19 protein-coding genes are annotated in these 19,318 nt (G+C 59.3%); 11 read left to right on the top strand and 8 right to left on the bottom strand.

Annotation, left to right across the window (positions count from 1 at the left end):
- Positions 1 to 6 precede the first annotated feature (6 nt).
- Positions 7 to 1,461: a tRNA uracil 4-sulfurtransferase ThiI gene (gene thiI, locus ACYZTZ_RS29770; RefSeq protein WP_462000497.1), complete on the bottom strand. Its 1,455-nt coding sequence runs from the start codon at positions 1,459 to 1,461 to the stop codon at positions 7 to 9.
- A gap of 330 nt (positions 1,462 to 1,791) precedes the next feature.
- Here thiI and glnA point away from each other — a divergent pair, with 330 nt between their 5' ends.
- The 5 genes from glnA (at position 1,792) to ntrC (ending at position 7,372) form a co-directional block, all read left to right on the top strand.
- Complete coding sequence (gene glnA, locus ACYZTZ_RS29765; RefSeq protein WP_008149440.1) at positions 1,792 to 3,198, top strand: glutamate--ammonia ligase; 1,407 nt, start codon at positions 1,792 to 1,794, stop codon at positions 3,196 to 3,198.
- A gap of 298 nt (positions 3,199 to 3,496) precedes the next feature.
- Entirely contained in the window at positions 3,497 to 4,006 is a 510-nt protein-coding gene (locus tag ACYZTZ_RS29760) for a DUF4124 domain-containing protein (RefSeq protein ID WP_056741243.1), read from the top strand.
- The gene (locus tag ACYZTZ_RS29755; RefSeq protein ID WP_462000496.1) at positions 4,003 to 4,623 is read left to right on the top strand and encodes a DUF4124 domain-containing protein; all 621 of its coding nucleotides are present in this window, start codon (positions 4,003 to 4,005) and stop codon (positions 4,621 to 4,623) included. Before ACYZTZ_RS29760 ends, ACYZTZ_RS29755 begins: the two co-directional genes overlap by 4 nt.
- Before the next feature lie 230 nt (positions 4,624 to 4,853).
- On the top strand, positions 4,854 to 5,939 hold the full coding sequence (glnL, locus tag ACYZTZ_RS29750) for a nitrogen regulation protein NR(II) (protein WP_008149435.1): 1,086 nt from the start codon (positions 4,854 to 4,856) through the stop codon (positions 5,937 to 5,939).
- Entirely contained in the window at positions 5,936 to 7,372 is a 1,437-nt protein-coding gene (gene ntrC, locus ACYZTZ_RS29745; RefSeq protein ID WP_008149434.1) for a nitrogen regulation protein NR(I), read from the top strand. Before glnL ends, ntrC begins: the two co-directional genes overlap by 4 nt.
- Positions 7,373 to 8,023: 651 nt before the next feature.
- Here the strand turns inward: ntrC and ACYZTZ_RS29740 are convergent.
- Positions 8,024 to 8,464, bottom strand: coding sequence for a hypothetical protein (locus ACYZTZ_RS29740; protein ID WP_462000495.1), 441 nt, complete (start codon positions 8,462 to 8,464; stop codon positions 8,024 to 8,026).
- Between ACYZTZ_RS29740 and ACYZTZ_RS29735 the strand changes: the two genes are divergently transcribed.
- Complete coding sequence (locus ACYZTZ_RS29735) at positions 8,463 to 8,918, top strand: tRNA (cytidine(34)-2'-O)-methyltransferase (RefSeq protein WP_007949025.1); 456 nt, start codon at positions 8,463 to 8,465, stop codon at positions 8,916 to 8,918. The two genes, ACYZTZ_RS29740 and ACYZTZ_RS29735, sit on opposite strands and share 2 nt — an antisense overlap.
- A gap of 131 nt (positions 8,919 to 9,049) precedes the next feature.
- On the opposite strand, the gene secB is transcribed toward ACYZTZ_RS29735, so the two are convergent.
- Genes secB through ACYZTZ_RS29720 form a run of 3 tightly spaced genes read right to left on the bottom strand, consistent with a single transcriptional unit; the run spans position 9,050 to position 10,246 of the window.
- Positions 9,050 to 9,535 (bottom strand): protein-export chaperone SecB, encoded by a 486-nt coding sequence (gene secB / locus ACYZTZ_RS29730; RefSeq protein ID WP_007949026.1) that lies wholly within the window; start codon positions 9,533 to 9,535, stop codon positions 9,050 to 9,052.
- A gap of 41 nt (positions 9,536 to 9,576) precedes the next feature.
- A complete protein-coding gene (grxC, locus tag ACYZTZ_RS29725) occupies positions 9,577 to 9,831 on the bottom strand; it encodes a glutaredoxin 3 (RefSeq protein ID WP_008149430.1) in 255 nt (84 codons plus the stop codon).
- Between the two features lies 1 nt (position 9,832).
- A complete protein-coding gene (locus ACYZTZ_RS29720; protein WP_033058272.1) occupies positions 9,833 to 10,246 on the bottom strand; it encodes a rhodanese-like domain-containing protein in 414 nt (137 codons plus the stop codon).
- Positions 10,247 to 10,399: 153 nt separating this feature from the next.
- On the opposite strand from ACYZTZ_RS29720, the gene gpmI reads away from it, so the two are divergent.
- From gpmI to ACYZTZ_RS29695, 5 genes are all read left to right on the top strand, one after another.
- Positions 10,400 to 11,929: a 2,3-bisphosphoglycerate-independent phosphoglycerate mutase gene (gene gpmI, locus ACYZTZ_RS29715; RefSeq protein ID WP_462000494.1), complete on the top strand. Its 1,530-nt coding sequence runs from the start codon at positions 10,400 to 10,402 to the stop codon at positions 11,927 to 11,929.
- 253 nt (positions 11,930 to 12,182) lie between these two features.
- The gene (locus tag ACYZTZ_RS29710; protein WP_462000493.1) at positions 12,183 to 13,481 is read left to right on the top strand and encodes a murein hydrolase activator EnvC family protein; all 1,299 of its coding nucleotides are present in this window, start codon (positions 12,183 to 12,185) and stop codon (positions 13,479 to 13,481) included.
- Positions 13,482 to 13,512: 31 nt separating this feature from the next.
- Entirely contained in the window at positions 13,513 to 14,832 is a 1,320-nt protein-coding gene (locus tag ACYZTZ_RS29705; protein WP_056745477.1) for a S41 family peptidase, read from the top strand.
- A 1-nt stretch (position 14,833) separates the two neighbouring features.
- Positions 14,834 to 15,616 carry a divergent polysaccharide deacetylase family protein gene (locus ACYZTZ_RS29700; protein WP_462000492.1) on the top strand — a complete coding sequence of 261 codons (783 nt, stop codon included), beginning with the start codon at positions 14,834 to 14,836 and terminating at the stop codon, positions 15,614 to 15,616.
- 104 nt (positions 15,617 to 15,720) lie between these two features.
- On the top strand, positions 15,721 to 16,959 hold the full coding sequence (locus ACYZTZ_RS29695) for a trypsin-like serine peptidase (RefSeq protein WP_462000491.1): 1,239 nt from the start codon (positions 15,721 to 15,723) through the stop codon (positions 16,957 to 16,959).
- A gap of 3 nt (positions 16,960 to 16,962) precedes the next feature.
- Here the strand turns inward: ACYZTZ_RS29695 and ACYZTZ_RS29690 are convergent, their stop codons facing one another.
- The 3 genes from ACYZTZ_RS29690 to hisA all read right to left on the bottom strand — a co-directional run bounded on the left by ACYZTZ_RS29690 (position 16,963) and on the right by hisA (position 19,314).
- Positions 16,963 to 17,718, bottom strand: a complete 756-nt coding sequence (locus ACYZTZ_RS29690; protein ID WP_462000490.1) for a substrate-binding periplasmic protein — start codon at positions 17,716 to 17,718, stop codon at positions 16,963 to 16,965.
- Between the two features lie 78 nt (positions 17,719 to 17,796).
- Positions 17,797 to 18,567, bottom strand: a complete 771-nt coding sequence (gene hisF / locus ACYZTZ_RS29685) for an imidazole glycerol phosphate synthase subunit HisF (RefSeq protein ID WP_007897430.1) — start codon at positions 18,565 to 18,567, stop codon at positions 17,797 to 17,799.
- 9 nt (positions 18,568 to 18,576) lie between these two features.
- Positions 18,577 to 19,314, bottom strand: coding sequence for a 1-(5-phosphoribosyl)-5-[(5-phosphoribosylamino)methylideneamino]imidazole-4-carboxamide isomerase (gene hisA, locus ACYZTZ_RS29680; RefSeq protein WP_033058290.1), 738 nt, complete (start codon positions 19,312 to 19,314; stop codon positions 18,577 to 18,579).
- Between the last annotated feature and the right edge of the window lie 4 nt (positions 19,315 to 19,318).

Below are 19,318 nucleotides of genomic sequence, written 5' to 3'. Positions count from 1 at the left end.
GGGCTCTTAGCTCGGTCGATAAACGCGCACATTGGCATGCCCCTCACTGAGCAAATGGTGGGCATGCAGGCGACTCATCACGCCTTTGTCGCAATACAGCAGGTACTGGCGAGTAGGGTCCAGTTCCTTGAAACGAGCGTTCAATGCATAAAACGGCATCGTTTGTACCTCAATGCCAACGAGTCCCAGCGGGTCATCTTCAGCGGCATCCGGATGACGGATGTCGATGACGATCTGACCAGCCAGCGCTTCGCTGACTTCTTCGATCTGCAAGTCCTGGCCCAATTCGTCGATCACGCGATCGATCGGCACCAGTTTGGCGTTCTCGAGCGCACGCTCAAGTACTGCCATGTCGAACTGTTGTTCTTCGTACTCCACGCGTGGACGCTTGGCGTGGGTCTTGGGGTTCACCGAGATGACCCCGCAGTATTCCGGCATGTGCTTGGCGAAGTCGGCAGTACCGATTTCGTTGGCCAGGTCGATGATGTCCTGCTTGTGACTGGCGATCAGCGGACGCAAGACCAGCTTGTCGGTCACGCAGTCGATCACGGACAGGTTCGGCAACGTCTGGCTCGACACCTGGGAAATCGCTTCACCGGTGACCAGCGCATCGATCTCCAGCCGATCGGCAATACGGGAAGCAGCGCGCAACATCATACGCTTCAAAACTACGCCCATATGACTGTTATCGACTTTCCCGAGAATTTCTCCCAGTACTTCCTCGAACGGCACACTGACAAATAACACGCGTTGGGAGCTGCCGTACTTCTTCCAGATGAAATGCGCGACTTCCATAACGCCCAGTTCATGGGCTCGTCCGCCCAGATTGAAGAAGCAGAAATGGCTCATCAGCCCGCGGCGCATGATCTGGTAAGCAGCAACAGTGGAATCGAAGCCGCCGGACATCAGCACAAGCGTCTGTTCCAGGGCACCCAGCGGATAACCGCCGATGCTGTTGTGCTGGTTGTGGATCACGAACAACCGTTTGTCGCGAATTTCGAGGCGTACTTCGATTTCCGGCTCTTTCAGCGAAATTCCGGCGGCGCCGCACTGACGACGCAGTTGGCTGCCGACGTATTTCTCGACGTCCATCGAGGTGAATTCATGCTTGCCGGCACGCTTGCAGCGCACCGAAAAGATCTTCCCGGCCAACGCATCACCGAAGTGCTGCTTGCACTTGGCGACGATGTCGTCGAAGTCGCCCAACGGGTATTCATCGACCTGCAGGAAATGCGCGATGCCCGGCATGCAGCTCAGGCGCTCGGTCATCTCCTTCAGGGCTTTGGGCTCGCTGACGCGGGTTTCCAGCTCGAGATTGTCCCACACACCGTTCACCACCACAGCCGGGTCCAGGTCGCGGAGCACGGTACGGATGTTTTTGGCCAACTGGCGGATGAAACGCATCCGTACCGGGCGGCTCTTGATGGTGATCTCGGGAAAGACTTTTACGATTAGTTTCATGAAAACAGCGCGCGCTGGGCCAGCCGAAAAAGGGGGGCGCGGATTATAGCGGAAATTGCTCAAGGTTTAACCAGTTAATGTGCAGAAGGTTTTGCGCGCACCAAAACAGGTCATTTGTTGAATTTGACGCCACATTACAGGGCGCTATTTCCTGCTTTGCTCCGCTTTGCACCTTTATAAGCGTGAAATTGGGGCAAAAAACCCATGGTGGGGCACTGGCATGCAATTTGCTCCCTTGTGAGGCAGGTTGCCTTGGCAGAGTATTCGCGCCGGCATCACCCACATTCTAAGGGCATCCACTACTAAGCCCGAAGCCACCCGGAGGACACTATGTCGAAGTCGGTTCAACTCATCAAAGATCATGACGTCAAGTGGATTGATCTGCGCTTCACTGACACCAAAGGCACTCAGCACCACGTGACCATGCCGGCTCGCGACGCGCTGGATGAAGCTTTCTTCGAAGAAGGCAAAATGTTCGACGGTTCCTCCATCGCTGGCTGGAAAGGCATCGAAGCCTCCGACATGATCCTGATGCCGGACGACAGCACTGCCGTTCTCGACCCGTTCACCGAAGAGCCAACCCTGATCCTGGTTTGCGACGTGATCGAGCCTTCGACCATGCAAGGCTACGACCGTGACCCACGTGCGATCGCCAAGCGTGCCGAGGAATACCTGAAGTCGACCGGTATCGGCGATACCGTATTTGTTGGTCCAGAGCCTGAATTCTTCATCTTCGACCAAGTGAAGTTCAAGTCCGATATCTCCGGCTCGATGTTCAAGATCTACTCCGAACAAGGTTCGTGGATGTCCGACCAGGACGTGGAAGGCGGCAACAAAGGCCACCGTCCAGGCGTCAAAGGCGGCTACTTCCCGGTTCCGCCGTTCGACCACGACCACGAAATCCGTACCTCCATGTGCAACGCCATGGAAGAAATGGGCCTGGTCATCGAAGTTCACCACCACGAAGTGGCAACTGCTGGCCAGAACGAAATCGGCGTGAAGTTCAACACCCTGGTTGCCAAGGCTGACGAAGTTCAAACCCTGAAGTACTGCGTACACAACGTTGCTGATGCATACGGCCGCACCGCGACCTTCATGCCTAAGCCGCTGTACGGCGACAACGGTTCGGGTATGCACGTTCACCTGTCCATCGCCAAAGATGGCAAGAACACCTTCGCTGGCGAAGGCTATGCCGGCCTGTCCGACACCGCTCTGTACTTCATCGGCGGCATCATCAAGCACGGTAAAGCGCTGAACGGCTTCACCAACCCGTCGACCAACTCCTACAAGCGTCTGGTCCCAGGTTTCGAAGCTCCAGTAATGCTGGCCTACTCGGCTCGTAACCGTTCCGCTTCGATCCGTATTCCTTACGTGTCCAGCCCTCGCGCTCGCCGTATCGAAGCTCGCTTCCCGGATCCGGCAGCCAACCCGTACCTGGCCTTCGCTGCCCTGGTAATGGCCGGCCTGGACGGTATCCAGAACAAGATCCACCCTGGCGACGCTGCTGACAAAAACCTGTATGACCTGCCGCCTGAAGAGGCGAAAGAGATTCCACAAGTTTGCGGCAGCCTGAAAGAAGCCCTGGAAGAGCTGGACAAAGGTCGTGCGTTCCTGACCAAAGGCGGCGTTTTCAGCGACGACTTCATCGACGCTTACATCGCTCTGAAAAGCGAAGAAGAAATCAAAGTACGTACCTTCGTACACCCACTGGAATACGAGCTGTACTACAGCTGCTAATCCAGTAGCGCCTGCGCAAGCGGCGTGACAAAAAAGAGGCCTCCTTCGGGAGGCCTTTTTTGTGGGCGCTATTCAACGGCTGACAATGCCCTCTGTGGGAGCGGGCTTGCTCGCGAAGGCAGTCTGTCAGCTGGCATTGATGGTGACTGACACTCCGCCTTCGCGAGCAAGCCCGCTCCCACAGGGTTTCGCGTCGCCTGACAGGCCTTGTCAAATCATGCCCAAATGTTAACGACTTGGGTCTATTGCCAGCCCTGACCTATGCTGCACCTCAACGCCTTCGCTTCCGGTCAATTTTATGGGTCGTGGTTTTCTACTGATGTTGCTGCTGATCGCCCTGCCCGCCGCCGCGCAGATCTATAAGTACACCGACGCCGACGGCAACACCGCCTACAGCAATCAACCACCCGATGGCGTGAAGGCTCAGCCGGTCGAGTTGCCACCGCTTAACAGGGTTGAGCCTCAAGCCCCTTCTGCACCACCTGTCGAAGCCACCAGCCGCGAACAGCCGCGCAGCGCTTACGAGGTGCTGGAGTTGACCAACTTACCCACTACCGAAGCGCTGCGTGCCAACAACGGCACCTTCACCGTCAACGTGTTGATCAAACCCCGCCTGCAAGGCCCTCATCTGCTCAGGCTGTTGCTGGACGATCAACCTTACGGCCAGCCGAGCAACGTGCCGATCCTGCAACTGGTGAACGTCGATCGCGGCGAACACAGCCTCGCGGTGCAGGTGATCGATGGAGAGAACATCGTCCAGCAAAGCCCCACCGTGACGTTCACCGTCCAACGGGTGCATAAGCCGTGAAGCTGTGGTTGCTGATCGCATGCTTGATCGCCTTGCCGGTGGCCGCCGAGGTGTTCACCTACGTCGACGCCCAGGGCAATCGGGTCTACACCGACCAGCCAGGCTCCGGCAACGCCAAGCGCGTGCCGCTGGCGACGAGCAATCGCATGTCCGCCAACCCTGGCGGCGCAGCACCGGTGAATGCTGGAAAGAAGACCGAAACAAAACCACTGTTCCACTACGACATGCTTAGAGTCCTGGTGCCGGAGCCAGACGCCACGGTGCGCAGCAGTGCTGGCGAGATTATCGTCAGCGTCACCAGTGAACCCGGCCTGCAGCGAGGCCATCGCTACCAACTGCTGCTCGACGGCCAACCCACCGCAGCGCCCGGCCTGAGCCCGGTATTCGCCCTGAGCAACATCGATCGCGGCAGCCATAATCTCTCCGTGGAAATCCTCGACGAGCAGGGCCGCACGGTCGAGCGCACCGCCAACCAGCCGTTCCACATGCTGCGCATCTCCCTCGCGCAGAAGCGTCAGGTCAAACCCTGCGCCCCTGCCGACTACGGCCAACGGCCGGAGTGCCCGCTCAAAGACAAACCCGTAGAAGAAAAAAATCCCTTCCTGCGCTTCTTCTAACGCCGTTCAGGTTTGCGCACTATATTGGTGCAATTGGTTGCACCGTACTCACATTCCAACCCATTTTGGTTCGAAAGTACCCGTCAAAGCTGGCAGAACGCCACGCAAACGAGCGTCAAACGCCCGTTTCAGGCCTTAAACGCTTCTTTTCGGAGCCTTGGTTTGGTTTTTGCATTTTCCTCGTATCAGCGCTTTATTCATGCGCGCGCCCTGCTCCAAAAGAGGTCCTGATGACCATTAGCGACGCACTGCATCGATTGCTACTCGACAACCTGACCACCGCCACCATTCTGCTCGACGCCGAACTGCGCCTCGAGTACATGAACCCGGCGGCGGAGATGCTCCTGGCCATCAGTGGTCAGCGTAGCCATGGGCAGTTCATCAGCGAGTTGTTCACCGAATCCACCGAGGCGCTGAACTCCCTGCGCCAGGCGGTCCAGCAGGCCCACCCGTTCACCAAGCGCGAAGCGATGCTCACCGCCCTCACCGGCCAGACCCTGACCGTCGACTACGCGGTAACCCCCATCCTCGCCAACGGCGCCACGATGCTGCTGCTGGAAGTCCACCCCCGTGACCGCTTGCTGCGGATCACCAAGGAAGAGGCGCAGCTGTCGAAGCAGGAAACCAGCAAGATGCTGGTGCGCGGCCTCGCTCACGAAATCAAGAATCCTCTCGGCGGGATACGCGGCGCGGCGCAATTGCTTGCCCGCGAACTGCCGGAAGAAAGCCTGCGCGACTACACCAACGTGATCATTGAAGAGGCCGATCGCCTGCGCAATCTAGTCGATCGCATGCTCGGTTCCAATAAGCTGCCGTCACTGGCGATGTGCAACGTCCACGAAGTTCTGGAACGCGTTTGTCATCTGGTGGAGGCCGAAAGCCAGGGTTGCATCACTTTGGTGCGCGACTACGACCCGAGCATTCCCGACGTATTGATCGACCGCGAACAAATGATTCAGGCCGTGCTGAACATCGTGCGCAATGCGATGCAGGCCATCAGCAGCCAGAACGAGCTGCGCCTTGGCCGCATCAGCCTGCGCACCCGCGCCATGCGCCAGTTCACCATCGGCCACGTGCGCCATCGCCTGGTGACCAAGATCGAAATCATCGACAACGGCCCGGGCATTCCCGCGGAGTTGCAGGAAACCATCTTCTTTCCCATGGTCAGCGGCCGCCCGGACGGTACCGGGCTGGGCCTGGCCATAACCCAGAACATCATCAGCCAGCACCAGGGCCTGATCGAATGTGACAGCCATCCAGGCCACACCACCTTCTCGATCTTTCTGCCACTGGAACAAGGAGCCACATCGACATGAGCCGTAGTGAAACCGTGTGGATCGTCGATGACGACCGTTCTATCCGTTGGGTCCTGGAAAAAGCCTTGCAGCAAGAAGGCATGACCACGCAAAGCTTCGACAGCGCCGATGGCGTGATGAGCCGCCTGGCGCGCCAGCAGCCGGACGTGATCATCTCCGACATTCGCATGCCGGGTGCCAGCGGTCTGGACCTTCTGGCGCGGATTCGCGAACAACACCCACGGCTGCCGGTCATCATCATGACCGCTCATTCCGATCTGGACAGCGCTGTCGCGTCCTATCAGGGCGGCGCGTTTGAATACCTGCCAAAACCGTTCGACGTTGACGAAGCGGTGTCGCTGGTCAAACGCGCGAACCAACACGCCCAGGAACAGCAAGGCCTGGAAGTCCCGGTCGCCTTGACCCGCACCCCGGAAATCATCGGTGAAGCACCGGCGATGCAGGAAGTGTTTCGCGCCATCGGGCGCTTGAGCCACTCCAACATCACTGTGCTGATCAACGGTGAATCCGGTACCGGTAAAGAGCTGGTGGCGCACGCGCTACACCGTCACAGCCCTCGCGCGGCTTCGCCGTTCATTGCGCTGAACATGGCGGCGATCCCGAAAGACCTGATGGAATCCGAGCTGTTCGGCCATGAAAAAGGCGCGTTCACCGGCGCGGCCAACCTGCGTCGCGGGCGCTTTGAGCAGGCTGACGGCGGCACGCTGTTCCTCGATGAAATCGGCGACATGCCGGCAGACACCCAGACTCGTTTGCTGCGGGTGTTGGCGGACGGCGAGTTCTATCGCGTCGGCGGTCATGTGCCGGTGAAGGTCGATGTGCGAATCATCGCCGCGACTCACCAGAATCTGGAAACCCTGGTGCACGCCGGGAAATTCCGTGAGGACTTGTTCCACCGCCTCAACGTGATCCGCATCCACATTCCACGGCTGTCGGACCGTCGCGAAGACATCCCGACCCTGGCCAAGCACTTCCTCAGCCGCGCCGCGCAAGAACTGGCGGTGGAGCCGAAGCTGCTGAAAAGCGAAACCGAGGAATACCTGAAGAACCTGCCGTGGGGCGGCAACGTGCGTCAGCTGGAGAACACCTGCCGCTGGATCACGGTGATGGCTTCGGGTCGCGAAGTGCACATCAGCGACCTGCCGCCGGAGCTATTGAACCTGCCGCAGGATTCGGCGCCGGTGACCAACTGGGAGCAAGCGCTGCGCCAGTGGGCTGATCAGGCGTTGGCTCGCGGTCAGTCGAGCCTGCTCGACAGCGCCGTGCCGGCCTTCGAACGGATCATGATCGAAACCGCCCTCAAACACACCGCCGGCCGCCGCCGCGATGCTGCGGTTTTGCTGGGCTGGGGGCGTAATACCCTGACGCGCAAGATCAAGGAATTGGGGATGAAGGTTGATGGTGGGGATGATGATGAAGGGGATGAGGGTTAATCGTTTGCCTTGAGAACCACCCCTCACCCCAGCCCTCCCGAAACGTCGGACCGCCCCATAGGGGAGAGGGGGAAAGGGAGCAGATCGGGGGATCTTTCATATCCTGAGTTCGACTTGATTGTTCAGGTCGATGTAACTCCAAGAACACCTCGGTCAGTCCCCTCTCCCCCCGGGAGAGGGTTAGGGTGAGGGGTCGATTCAGGATCAGCCCCATTTCCACGATGCACCGCAACACCCTCCGTGCACCGCCGCAATGCACCGTGAACCGCAATCGCGCACGGCAACAGATCCAAAACCCCGCCTGCGTTCGCAATCGAACCCCTATCGAAAAAACACGAAAGCCCCGAATTACGGGGCTTTCAGCGCTGCTCAGCGGCTTTCTGTTTCAACTTGTTAAAACCTGGCACGCCCCCTGCAATAGTCCATTCAGTGATTCAGTTCACTACCCGGTTTCGGGGACCTTGGTACAGGCAGGCCGGGGATTCCCCTCTTTACATCGGGCTCACACCGCACAAGCGACGAGCCCAAGCAGTTTTGGGGCCCTTGATACAGGCAGGTCAGGGGTTCCTTCTTTACACCGGGCTCACGACGCAATGCGCGAGCCCTGCCGTTTTGGGAACCTTGGTACAGGCAGGCCGGGGATTCCCTCTTTTATTGCTCTCGGAGATGGATCTCCAGCCGCCAGCGGTCATCGACCTCGCTACCGGACCACTCACCCTGCAGCGGCCGGGCCGCCACCACCGTCAGCAACAACCCACCATCACTCAAACGCACCCGCCAGTTCACGTTCTTGTCGTTGAGCTTGAGCTGACCTTTCTGCGCCTTGCCTTCAGCCTCGAACAGCAACGCGAGGCTACCGTCGACGAACTCGCCGTGAGCCTTGGGTTCGTTGTTGAACCACACCACCAACCCGTCGTTCGTGACCTCGACCTGCTGCAATTCGCTGGGGTCGGGGGTGGTCAGGCGACCGATCATCAGCCCCACCATCACCCCGACAATCGCCAGCGAAGCCATCACTCGCGGGAATAGCTTCGAACGCGGGTCTGCTTCAGGCGTAGAATGCCGCTCATCTTTACCTTCGGAGCCGTGCATGTTTCACGTCATCCTTTTCCAACCAGAAATTCCGCCGAATACCGGCAACGTTATCAGGCTGTGCGCCAACAGTGGCTGCCACCTGCATTTGATCGAACCGCTAGGCTTCGAGATGGACGACAAGCGTCTGCGCCGGGCCGGCCTCGATTACCACGAGTATGCCACCCTGCAACGCCACGCAGACCTCGCCAGCTGTCTGGAAAGCCTCGGTCATCCTCGGCTGTTCGCCTTCACCACCAAGGGCTCGCGGCCGTTCCACGATGCCAGCTTCGCCGAGGGCGATGCGTTCCTGTTCGGCCCGGAAAGCCGTGGTTTGCCGGCAGAAGTACTCGATGCCCTGCCCGGCGAACAGCGCTTGCGCCTGCCCATGCGTGAAGGCTGCCGCAGCCTGAACCTGTCGAACACCGTAGCGGTCGCCGTGTACGAAGGCTGGCGCCAGCTGGGCTTCAAGTAACCCCGCATAACAAATGTGGGAGCGGGCTTGCTCGCGAAGGGGCCATAACATTCAACATCTTCGTTGACTGTTACACCGCTTTCGCGAGCAAGCCCGCTCCCACATTGGACTTGCTTTGACGCACAGACCGCTTATTGAACGGTTGGAGTCTCGCCAGCCGCCTGCATGCGTTGCAGCTCTTGTGCGTACAGCGCGTCGAAGTTCACCGGGGCCAGCATCAGCGCCGGGAACGAACCACGGGTGACCAGGCTGTCCAGGGTTTCGCGAGCGTACGGGAACAGGATGTTCGGGCAGAACGCGCCGAGGGTGTGGCTCATCGAAGCGTCGTCGAGGTTCTTGATCAGGAAGATCCCGGCCTGTTGCACTTCAGCAATGAACGCCACTTCGTCGCCGTTCTTCACGGTGACGGACAGGGTCAGTACGACTTCGTGGAAGTCGCCTTCCAGGGCCTTTTGACGGGTGTTCAGATCCAGACCGACGCTCGGTTCCCACTGCTGGCGGAAGATGGCCGGGCTTTTCGGGGCTTCGAAGGACAAGTCACGTACGTAGATGCGCTGCAAGGAGAATTGCGGTGCGGTTTCTTCTTCGCTAGCTGCAGTGTTCTGTTGGTCAGTCATCTCAGATCCTTTCTGATCTTGGGGTCTTATAGGGAAGGCATTCAGGCCTTGAGCATCGCGTCGAGCTTGCCGGCGCGCTCAAGGGCGAACAAATCATCACAACCACCCACGTGGGTGCTGCCGATCCAGATCTGCGGCACGGACGTACGTCCGGCCTTCTGAGCCATGGCGGCACGCACCTGCGGCTTGCCATCGACCTTGATCTCTTCGAAGGCCACGCCTTTGTTCTCGAGCAGGTACTTGGCTCGAGAACAGTAAGGGCAGTAATCGCTGGAATAGACGACGACGTTGCTCATATCACTTCACCAGCGGCAGGTTGTCGCCTTTCCAGCTGGAAATACCGCCGGAGAGTTTGGCGGCGGTGAAGCCGGACTTCATCAGTTCGCGGGCGTGGGTGCCGGCGGTCTGGCCCATGGCGTCGACCAGGATGATGGTCTTGGCCTTGTGCTTTTCCAGTTCGCCGACGCGAGCGGTCAGTTTGTCGTGAGGAATGTTCACCGCGCCAACAATGTGACCGGCGGCGAAGTCCTTGGTCGAACGAATGTCGATCACAACGCCCGCGTCCTTGTTGACCAGCCCGGTCAGTTCACCGGTGCTCAGGCTGCGGCCGCCGCCTTGCATCTGATAGGCCAACAGCAAGGCCGCCAGTACGACGAAGATACCCACGAGAATGTAGTGGTTGGTGGCGAATTGAATCAGATGTTCAACCATCGAAGGAGGTTCCAGGGCGTTAAAATGTCGGCCAGTATACACAGCCACTATGGTGGGCCAAACCCCGTCCGGCGGTGACGCCGTCGGAACTTAGCTTTAAACTGCCACTCCCTTTTCCATCGCCCTCTTTTAACTCAGCCACGAGTGGAATCCATGACTACCACGCCTAAACCTTTGGTCCTGATTATTCTCGACGGCTTCGGTCACAGTGAGAGCCCTGAATCCAACGCCATCTTTGCGGCGAAGAAGCCCGTGCTGGACCGTCTGTGGGCCACCGTGCCGAACGGCCTGATCTCGGGCAGCGGCATGGACGTCGGCCTGCCGGATGGCCAGATGGGCAACTCCGAAGTCGGCCACATGAACCTCGGCGCCGGCCGCGTGGTGTATCAGGACTTCACGCGCGTGACCAAATCGATCCGCGACGGCGAGTTCTTCGAGAACCCGACCATCTGCGCCGCTGTCGATAAAGCCGTTGCTGCCGGCAAAGCCGTGCACTTCATGGGCCTGCTGTCCGATGGCGGCGTTCACAGCCACCAGGATCACCTGGTTGCCATGGCCGAACTGGCCTACAAACGTGGCGCTGAAAAAATCTATCTGCACGCCTTCCTCGACGGCCGAGACACACCGCCGAAAAGCGCTCAATCGTCCATCGAACTGCTGGATGCGGCCTTCCAGGCCCTCGGCAAAGGCCGGATCGCCAGCATTGTCGGCCGCTACTTCGCCATGGACCGCGACAACCGTTGGGATCGCGTGTCCCAGGCTTACAACCTGATTGTCGATGGCAACGGCGAATTCAACGCCGCCACCGCTCAGGAAGGCCTGCAAGCCGCGTATGAACGTGGCGAGAGCGACGAATTCGTCAAAGCCACCTCGATCGGCGAACCGGTGAAAGTCGAAGACGGCGATGCCGTGGTGTTCATGAACTTCCGCGCCGACCGCGCCCGTGAACTGACCCGCGTATTCGTCGAAGACGATTTCAAGGAATTCGAACGTGCCCGCCAGCCAAAACTGGCCGGCTTCGTCATGCTGACCCAGTACGCCGCCAGCATTCCTGCGCCATCGGCCTTCGCCGCGGGCAGCCTGGACAACGTGCTGGGCGACTACCTGGCGAAAAACGGCAAGACCCAGCTGCGCATCGCCGAAACCGAGAAGTATGCCCACGTGACCTTCTTCTTCTCCGGCGGCCGTGAAGAACCGTTCCCGGGCGAAGAACGCATCCTGATTCCGTCGCCAAAAGTCGCCACTTATGACTTGCAGCCCGAGATGAGCGCCCCGGAAGTCACCGACCGCATCGTCGATGCCATCGAAAACCAGCGTTACGACGTGATCGTGGTCAACTACGCCAACGGCGACATGGTCGGCCACAGCGGTGTGTTCGACGCGGCCGTCAAAGCCGTTGAATGCCTCGACCTGTGTGTTGGCCGCATCGTCGATGCCCTGGAAAAAGTCGGTGGCGAAGCGCTGATCACTGCCGACCACGGCAATGTCGAGCAGATGTCCGACGCATCCACCGGCCAGGCGCATACCGCGCACACCACCGAACCGGTGCCGTTCATCTATGTCGGCAAGCGTGACTTCAAGGTTCGCGACGGCGGCGTGCTGGCGGATGTGGCACCGACCATGCTGATGCTGATGGGTCTGGAAAAACCGGCGGAAATGACCGGGACCTCGATTCTGGTGTAACCCGCCCCATCAAACACCGCCAAAACCCTGTGGGAGCGAGCCTGCTCGCGATAGCAATCTGATAGCCAACATCGATGTTGAATATTAGGACGCCATCGCGAGCAGGCTCGCTCCCACATTGGTTTTGGGTGGTTTGATAGAGCAATTTTCTCCGCTACCCGGTCCAGTTATCACACAGCCCCAATTGGGCGTTTTTTTTGCAGCGCTTGGCGGGCATACTAGGCTGTCCCTTTCCCTGGTGTCGCCCGCCTCTATGCTTCGCGTCCTGATAGCCCTTGCTCTGACTTGCCTGCTCCAACCGGCTTTTGCTGACGAGCGCGCGCAAACCCAACAACAGTTGGACGCCACGCGTCAGGACATTGCCGAGCTGAAAAAGCTGCTGGGCAAGCTCCAGGAAGAAAAATCCGGTGTGCAAAAAGACCTCAAAGGCACCGAAACCGAGATGGGCAAGCTCGAGAAGCAGGTCGATGCCCTGCAAAAAGAGCTGAAGAAAAGCGAATCCGAGCTGCAGCGACTCGATGCCGAGAAAAAAAAACTCCAGAGCGCGCGAATTGAACAGCAGCGACTGATCGCCATTCAGGCCCGCGCGGCCTATCAGAACGGCCGTCAGGAGTACTTGAAGCTGCTGCTCAACCAGCAGAACCCGGAAAAATTCGCCCGCACCCTCACCTATTACGACTACCTGAGCCAGGCCCGCCTGGAGCAGCTGAAGAATTTCAACGAAACCCTGCGCCAACTGGCCAATGTCGAAAAAGACATCGCCATGCAGCAGGCGCAATTGCTGGTGCAGAAAAGCAGCCTCGACAGCCAGCGTGACGAACTCGACAAAGTCCGCAAGGAGCGCCAGCAAGTCCTGGCCAAGCTTAGCGACGACGTGAAGGCCCGCGATCAGAAGCTGGCAGCCCGCGAGCAGGATCAGGCAGACCTGTCTAAAGTCCTTAAAACCATTGAAGAAACCTTGGCCCGTCAGGCCCGAGAGGCAGAAGAAGCGCGGCAAAAAGCGCTGATCGCCCAGCAGGAAGCCGAAAAAAAGCGTTTACGTGAGGCTCAGGCTGCAGCAGATGCAGACACCACTGATGCCCCACGCAAACCCGTTAAATCGACACCCGGCGCACTGGTTTCAAGTTCAGGCGAGACCTTTGGCGGCCCCTTTGCTTCAAGCCGGGGAAAACTTCCGTGGCCCGTTGATGGTCGACTGCTGGCACGCTTTGGCGAAACCCGTGGCGACGACGCCCGCACCAAGTGGGATGGCGTGATGATCAGCGCCTCTGCCGGCAGCCAGGTGCACGCCGTGCATGGCGGTCGCGTGGTGTTTGCCGACTGGTTGCGAGGCGCCGGGCTGCTGGTGATTCTCGACCACGGCAACGGTTTTTTGAGTCTTTATGGTCACAACCAGACGCTGCTCAAGTCTGCGGGTGACGTGGTAAAAGCCGGAGAGTCCATCTCCACTGTCGGTAGCAGTGGCGGGCAGGACACACCAGCGCTGTATTTCGCTATTCGTCAGCAGGGTCACCCGAGTGATCCGGCGCAATGGTGTCGTGCGCAAGGATAAGTACGCCATCTACTTCAGGAGTTCGTTCGACATGCTGCATTTGTCCCGCCTTACCTCGCTGGCCCTGACGATCGCCCTGGTGATCGGCGCGCCTCTGGCGTTCGCCGCTCAACCTGCTCCGGCTGTCGCGCCTGCGGGCACTGCTGCGACCACCAAGGCGCCGTTGCCTCTGGAAGAGTTGCGCACCTTTGCCGAGGTCATGGATCGGATCAAGGCTGCCTATGTCGAACCGGTGGACGACAAGACCCTGCTGGAAAACGCCATCAAGGGCATGCTCAGCAACCTCGACCCGCACTCCGCCTACCTGGGCCCGGAAGACTTCGCTGAATTGCAGGAAAGCACCAGCGGCGAATTCGGCGGCCTGGGCATCGAAGTTGGCGCCGAAGACGGTTTCATCAAGGTGGTTTCGCCAATCGATGACACCCCGGCTTCCAAGGCTGGCATCCAGGCCGGCGACTTCATCGTCAAGATCAACGGCCAGCCGACCCGCGGCCAGAGCATGACCGAAGCCGTGGACAAGATGCGCGGCAAGATCGGCCAGAAAATCACCCTGACCCTGGTGCGCGACGGCGGTACGCCGTTCGACGTGACCCTGGCCCGCGCCATCATTCAAGTGAAGAGCGTGAAGAGTCAGTTGCTGGAGTCCGGCTACGGCTACATCCGCATCACCCAGTTCCAGGTCAAGACCGGCGACGAAGTCTCCAAGGCCCTGGCCAAGCTGCGCAAGGACAACGGCAAGAAGCTCAAAGGCATCATCCTCGACCTGCGTAACAACCCGGGCGGCGTGCTGCAAGCGGCGGTTGAAGTGGTCGACCACTTCATCACCAAAGGCCTGATCGTTTACACCAAGGGCCGTATCGCCAACTCCGAACTGCGCTTCTCCGCCACCGGCAAGGACGAAAGCGAAGCCGTGCCAATGGTCGCGCTGATCAACGGCGGCAGCGCCTCGGCGTCGGAAATTGTCGCCGGTGCCTTGCAGGATCAGAAACGCGCGGTGGTCATGGGCACCACCAGTTTCGGCAAAGGCTCGGTACAAACCGTCCTGCCGCTGAACAACGAACGCGCACTGAAGATCACCACGGCGCTGTATTACACGCCGAACGGTCGCTCGATCCAGGCTCAGGGCATCGTTCCGGACATCGAAGTGCGCAAGGCCAAGATCACCAACGAGCAGGACGGCGAGTACTTCAAGGAAGCCGATCTGCAAGGTCACCTGGGCAATGGCAACGGCGGCGCCGACAAACCGACCAGCTCCAGCGGCAAAGCCAAGGCCATGCCGCAGGATGATGACTATCAATTGGCCCAGGCCCTGAGCCTGCTCAAAGGGTTGAGCATCACCTCCGGCCGCTGAGATGCGCCTGCGGTTATTCCTCGGTCTGCTGTGTTGTCTGGCGGGTGTTGCTCACGCAGCACCCGCCCCTCAAAAGGCCTACATCACTCTGATCATCGATGACCTGGGGCAGAACCTGCCCCGGGATCGCCGCGTGCTCGCCCTGCCCGGTCCGGTCACCACGGCGATCATGCCTGACACACCCCACGCCACCGAATTCGCACGCGAGGCCCATCGCGCCGGAAAGATCGTCATCCTGCACATGCCCATGGACCCGGCCACCGGTCCGTTTGCCTGGCATCCCGAGATTCCCATCGAAGAACTGCAAAAGCGTCTTGATGCGGCGTTCAAAGCCGTGCCTTACACCAGCGGCATCAACAACCACATGGGCAGCCGCATGACCGCCCAGCAACCGGCGATGGCCTGGCTGATGGCCGAGCTGCAGGGCCGGCACAAGTTCTTTGTCGACAGCCGTACCAGTGCTCAGACAGTCGCCGCCGCCGAGGCGCAGAAGATTGGTCTGGCCAGCGTCTCGCGAGATGTATTTCTCGATAATGAGCCCACTGAAGCCGCGATTTTTACTCAGCTACAGACGGCTATCAGCCTGGCGCGCAAGCAGGGTTCTGCAGTGATGATCGGGCATCCGTATCCGCAGACATTAGCGGTGCTTGAACGTGAATTGCCCAAGTTCAAGGCTCAGGGCATTGACTGGATCGACATCAAACAGATGATCAGCGTGCGCGGCAATCGTGCAACGGCAGCGCACGGCAAGGATGGCCAGTACCGCCTCCCGACCGCCCGATAATTCCTCGCAGCCCACTCCATTTCGCGATAACTATTTATACCTGCCGGTACACCGCCGCGTGCCACGATAGCGCTCACCCTGAATTTCATCACCAAGGAATGGACATGAAATACCGTAGCTTCTTTTACTTCGCGGGGCTGATTGGCTTGCTGGCTATTTCCGCAGTGCAGGCCCGCGATCTGGGCGAAGGCGCCGTCAACGACTCACCGTCAAGGGCACTGCAAAACAGCGAACATCTTTATGAAATCTGGAGCGGCGTGGGACGACTCAATCTCCAATCGGGCTTGACCTGCGGCGCCGTTCTACTGGATACGCGAAACAGCCAAGGCCGAGCCACCGGCCCTGCCTACCTGCTCACCAGCGGTCATTGCGTGTTGTTTCAGTACGGTTCGGCGCGGACCCATCTGCCTTTGAAAGCCAGCGTCACCTTCCACTACTTTCATGACATGCCACAGCGTAAGCGCCAATACGCCATCCGGACTGCCCGATGGAGCAGTCTGGTCGGGACCGATCTTGCAGTACTGGAGGTCGACGCAACATTGGCGTCGCTGATACACGCCGGGGTCAACCCGCTCAAGCTGGCGTCCCATCAAACCAACGAGAGTCATGATGCGCTTAACATTGGCGCGCCGAGCGGCTTTACCGAACAAGGGCTTCGATTGAGTGCCTGCACTGAACAAACCGCCGGAACGTTCATCGACCACCCCGGGGTGTTCCCTTTGGCCATGAAAAACAGCTGCGACCTTCGCCCTGGCAGCTCCGGTAGCCCGATGCTGAACCGCCGCACCAATGAAATCACCGGCATCGTCAGTAAAGTCGTGAGCTCGCGCAATACACCAGCGCCGCCTGGCTGTGAGCACTCGACGTCCTGCACGGCTGGCCGTTTCAACTACAGCTACTCTGCCAACTTTCTACACAACTGCTTTATTGACGGTGTCTTCACCAGCGATGGGGCGAACTGTTCGTTGGAGCCGGTCGAACTGACTGTCACGGAGCCCTGGAAGCTCAAGTCATACGTTCATAGAACGCAAAACGTGGATGAGCAGATCGTATTGCCTACGTGGGACTTCAGGTTCTCCCTCGAGGCGCCCTTCTATCGCTACAAAACGGTCCATAACGCCAGGGACTGCAAAGCTTCCGACAATTACAGCGCCGCCATCAGCGCTGAAGATGCTTACATCAATACTGAAATCGGGCCACAAAGCGGCGCACATGCACTGTGCATTATCGGCGTCGCCTCAGGGGAACTGCAGCTGACAAGGGCGATGTTGAATAACGTGTTTACAAGTGCCGTGTACTTGAGCGCGACGCCGGCCGCTCCGCCTCAGGTTGCATCGAAGTGATGGTTACAGATACTTCGCCATGATGTCGTCCACCACGCCTTCCTTGCGTAGCTGATCCAGCGCGGCTTGCAGCTTGGCGACGACGTCATCCGGCACGTCCTTGTTCAATGCCAGATACAACTCGGCGCTGTTAAATCGCAGCACGGTCTTGAGCCCGGTCACACCGTCCTGGCGCGCCAGATAGCGCCCGGCCGGATCACCCGTGGCCCACAGATCAATCTGGCCATTGACCAGCTTCTTCGCGTTGTCCTGATCCCGCAGCACGACTATCGGCTTCAATCCTTGCTTGGCCAATGTCTCGGCAATCGCATCGCCCTTGTAGGCGCCGATCTTGTATTTGCGCGCCTGCTCCAGCGACTCAAGGCTGATCTTGCTATCGGCCTTGGCCAGCATGATCCAGTCATCCGGCCCGATCGGGCCAACCCACTTGAACAGGTTCTCGCGATCCGGCAACCGCGCCATCACAAATACGCCGTAACCGGGCTTCTCCAGGGCGAGCTTGTAGATTCGCTCCCAAGGAAAACGCAACGTCAGGCTGTAGGTGACTTCGGCGCGTTTAAACATCTCGCGGACGATGTCCACCGCGATGCCATTGATGTTCTCGTCCTGAGCGAAGTTCTTGCCGTTCTTCGCCATGTTGTAGGGGGGGAAATTTTCAGTCAGCAACACCAGACCGGTGTCGGGATTTTCTGCGGCATGCGCTCCATTGACGAGCAATAGAGAAGCGCTGGCGAGGGCAAGAAGAAGGCGTCTAAGCATGTCTGGCTACCGAAATCCATGGCGTACCCAAGAGTGCCCTGAGCCCGCCATGATGTCCACTGGCCTGTATCGGTTTGTTTAGCGCATCACGATGCCGCGATGAGCCATGTAGGCCTTGGCTTCCTGCACGGTGTATTCGCCAAAGTGGAAAATACTCGCCGCCAACACCGCACTGGCGTGGCCTTCTAGAATGCCGTCGGCCAAGTGCTGCAGGTTGCCAACGCCGCCCGAAGCAATCACCGGAATACCCAATGCATCGCTGATCGCGCGGGTAACGCCCAGGTCGAAGCCGTTTTTCATGCCGTCCTGGTCCATGCTGGTCAGCAGGATTTCACCGGCACCCAGGCCTTCCATTTTCTTCGCCCATTCAACGGCGTCGAGACCGGTTGGCTTGCGACCACCGTGGGTGAAGATTTCCCAGCGCGGGGTTTCGCCCGGGCCGGAGACCTTCTTGGCGTCGATGGCAACGACGATGCACTGAGAACCGAAATGCTGAGCCGCTTCACCAACGAATTCCGGGTTGAACACCGCAGCCGTGTTGATCGAAACCTTGTCCGCGCCGGCATTGAGCAAGTTGCGAATGTCCTGCACGGTTCGCACACCGCCACCCACGGTCAGCGGGATGAACACCTGGCTGGCCATGCGCTCGACGGTATGCAGCGTGGTGTCGCGGCCATCGACGCTGGCGGTGATGTCGAGGAAGGTAATTTCGTCGGCACCCTGCTCGTCGTAACGACGGGCGATTTCCACCGGGTCGCCGGCATCACGGATGTTCTCGAACTTGACGCCCTTGACCACCCGGCCGTTATCCACGTCCAGGCAAGGGATGATGCGTTTGGCCAGCGCCATGGTCAGTCCTCAGCCTTTGTACGAATCGCAGAAAGCTTGCGCTTCAGCGACATCGAGAGTGCCTTCGTAGATCGCCCGACCGGTGATCGCGCCGATGATGCCTGGCGCTTTCGCGTCGAGCAGCGACTTGATGTCACCGAGGTTGTGGATGCCACCGGAAGCAATGACCGGGATCTTCGTCGCGGCGGCCAGCGCAGCGGTGAACGGAACGTTGCAGCCCTGCATCATGCCGTCTTTGGCGATGTCGGTATAAACGATCGCAGACACGCCGTCGGCTTCGAACTGCTTGGCCAGGTCGATCACCTGAATGGTGCTGATTTCAGCCCAGCCGTCAGTGGCGACAAAACCGTCTTTGGCATCCAGACCCACGATCACTTTGCCCGGAAACGCGCGGCAGGCTTCAGCAACGAAGGCCGGATCTTTCACGGCTTTGGTGCCGATGATCACGTAGCTCACGCCGGCCTTCACGTAGTGTTCGATGGTTTCCAGGGAACGGATACCGCCGCCGATCTGGATCGGCAGGTTCGGGTAGCGCTTGGCGATGGCGGTGACCACTTCGCCGTTGACCGGCTGGCCTTCGAAGGCGCCGTTCAGGTCGACCAGATGCAGACGACGGCAACCGCCCTCCACCCACTTGGCAGCCATGCTCACCGGGTCATCGGAGAACACCGTGGAATCTTCCATGCGGCCCTGGCGCAGACGAACACAGGCACCGTCTTTAAGATCGATAGCGGGAATAATCAGCATCTGG

This window comes from Pseudomonas sp. LB3P58 (assembly GCF_054897895.1).
The sequence above is the reverse complement of the archived record's forward strand: the minus strand, read 5'-3'. Positions and strand labels throughout refer to the sequence as shown.

What these genes read in the sequence shown, in the direction of transcription:
- ACYZTZ_RS29760 (WP_056741243.1), top strand. Translation starts at nt 3,497, where the DNA reads ATGGGTCGTGGTTTTCTACTGATGTTGCTGCTGATCGCCCTGCCCGCC.
- ACYZTZ_RS29700 (WP_462000492.1), top strand. Translation starts at nt 14,834, where the DNA reads ATGCGCCTGCGGTTATTCCTCGGTCTGCTGTGTTGTCTGGCGGGTGTT.
- ACYZTZ_RS29720 (WP_033058272.1), bottom strand. Translation starts at nt 10,246, where the DNA reads ATGGTTGAACATCTGATTCAATTCGCCACCAACCACTACATTCTCGTG.
- ACYZTZ_RS29695 (WP_462000491.1), top strand. Translation starts at nt 15,721, where the DNA reads ATGAAATACCGTAGCTTCTTTTACTTCGCGGGGCTGATTGGCTTGCTG.
- secB (WP_007949026.1), bottom strand. Translation starts at nt 9,535, where the DNA reads ATGACTGACCAACAGAACACTGCAGCTAGCGAAGAAGAAACCGCACCG.
- hisA (WP_033058290.1), bottom strand. Translation starts at nt 19,314, where the DNA reads ATGCTGATTATTCCCGCTATCGATCTTAAAGACGGTGCCTGTGTTCGT.
- ACYZTZ_RS29740 (WP_462000495.1), bottom strand. Translation starts at nt 8,464, where the DNA reads ATGCACGGCTCCGAAGGTAAAGATGAGCGGCATTCTACGCCTGAAGCA.
- ACYZTZ_RS29710 (WP_462000493.1), top strand. Translation starts at nt 12,183, where the DNA reads ATGCTTCGCGTCCTGATAGCCCTTGCTCTGACTTGCCTGCTCCAACCG.
- ACYZTZ_RS29705 (WP_056745477.1), top strand. Translation starts at nt 13,513, where the DNA reads ATGCTGCATTTGTCCCGCCTTACCTCGCTGGCCCTGACGATCGCCCTG.
- thiI (WP_462000497.1), bottom strand. Translation starts at nt 1,461, where the DNA reads ATGAAACTAATCGTAAAAGTCTTTCCCGAGATCACCATCAAGAGCCGC.
- hisF (WP_007897430.1), bottom strand. Translation starts at nt 18,567, where the DNA reads ATGGCGCTGGCCAAACGCATCATCCCTTGCCTGGACGTGGATAACGGC.
- grxC (WP_008149430.1), bottom strand. Translation starts at nt 9,831, where the DNA reads ATGAGCAACGTCGTCGTCTATTCCAGCGATTACTGCCCTTACTGTTCT.
- ntrC (WP_008149434.1), top strand. Translation starts at nt 5,936, where the DNA reads ATGAGCCGTAGTGAAACCGTGTGGATCGTCGATGACGACCGTTCTATC.
- glnL (WP_008149435.1), top strand. Translation starts at nt 4,854, where the DNA reads ATGACCATTAGCGACGCACTGCATCGATTGCTACTCGACAACCTGACC.
- ACYZTZ_RS29690 (WP_462000490.1), bottom strand. Translation starts at nt 17,718, where the DNA reads ATGCTTAGACGCCTTCTTCTTGCCCTCGCCAGCGCTTCTCTATTGCTC.
- ACYZTZ_RS29735 (WP_007949025.1), top strand. Translation starts at nt 8,463, where the DNA reads ATGTTTCACGTCATCCTTTTCCAACCAGAAATTCCGCCGAATACCGGC.
- glnA (WP_008149440.1), top strand. Translation starts at nt 1,792, where the DNA reads ATGTCGAAGTCGGTTCAACTCATCAAAGATCATGACGTCAAGTGGATT.
- gpmI (WP_462000494.1), top strand. Translation starts at nt 10,400, where the DNA reads ATGACTACCACGCCTAAACCTTTGGTCCTGATTATTCTCGACGGCTTC.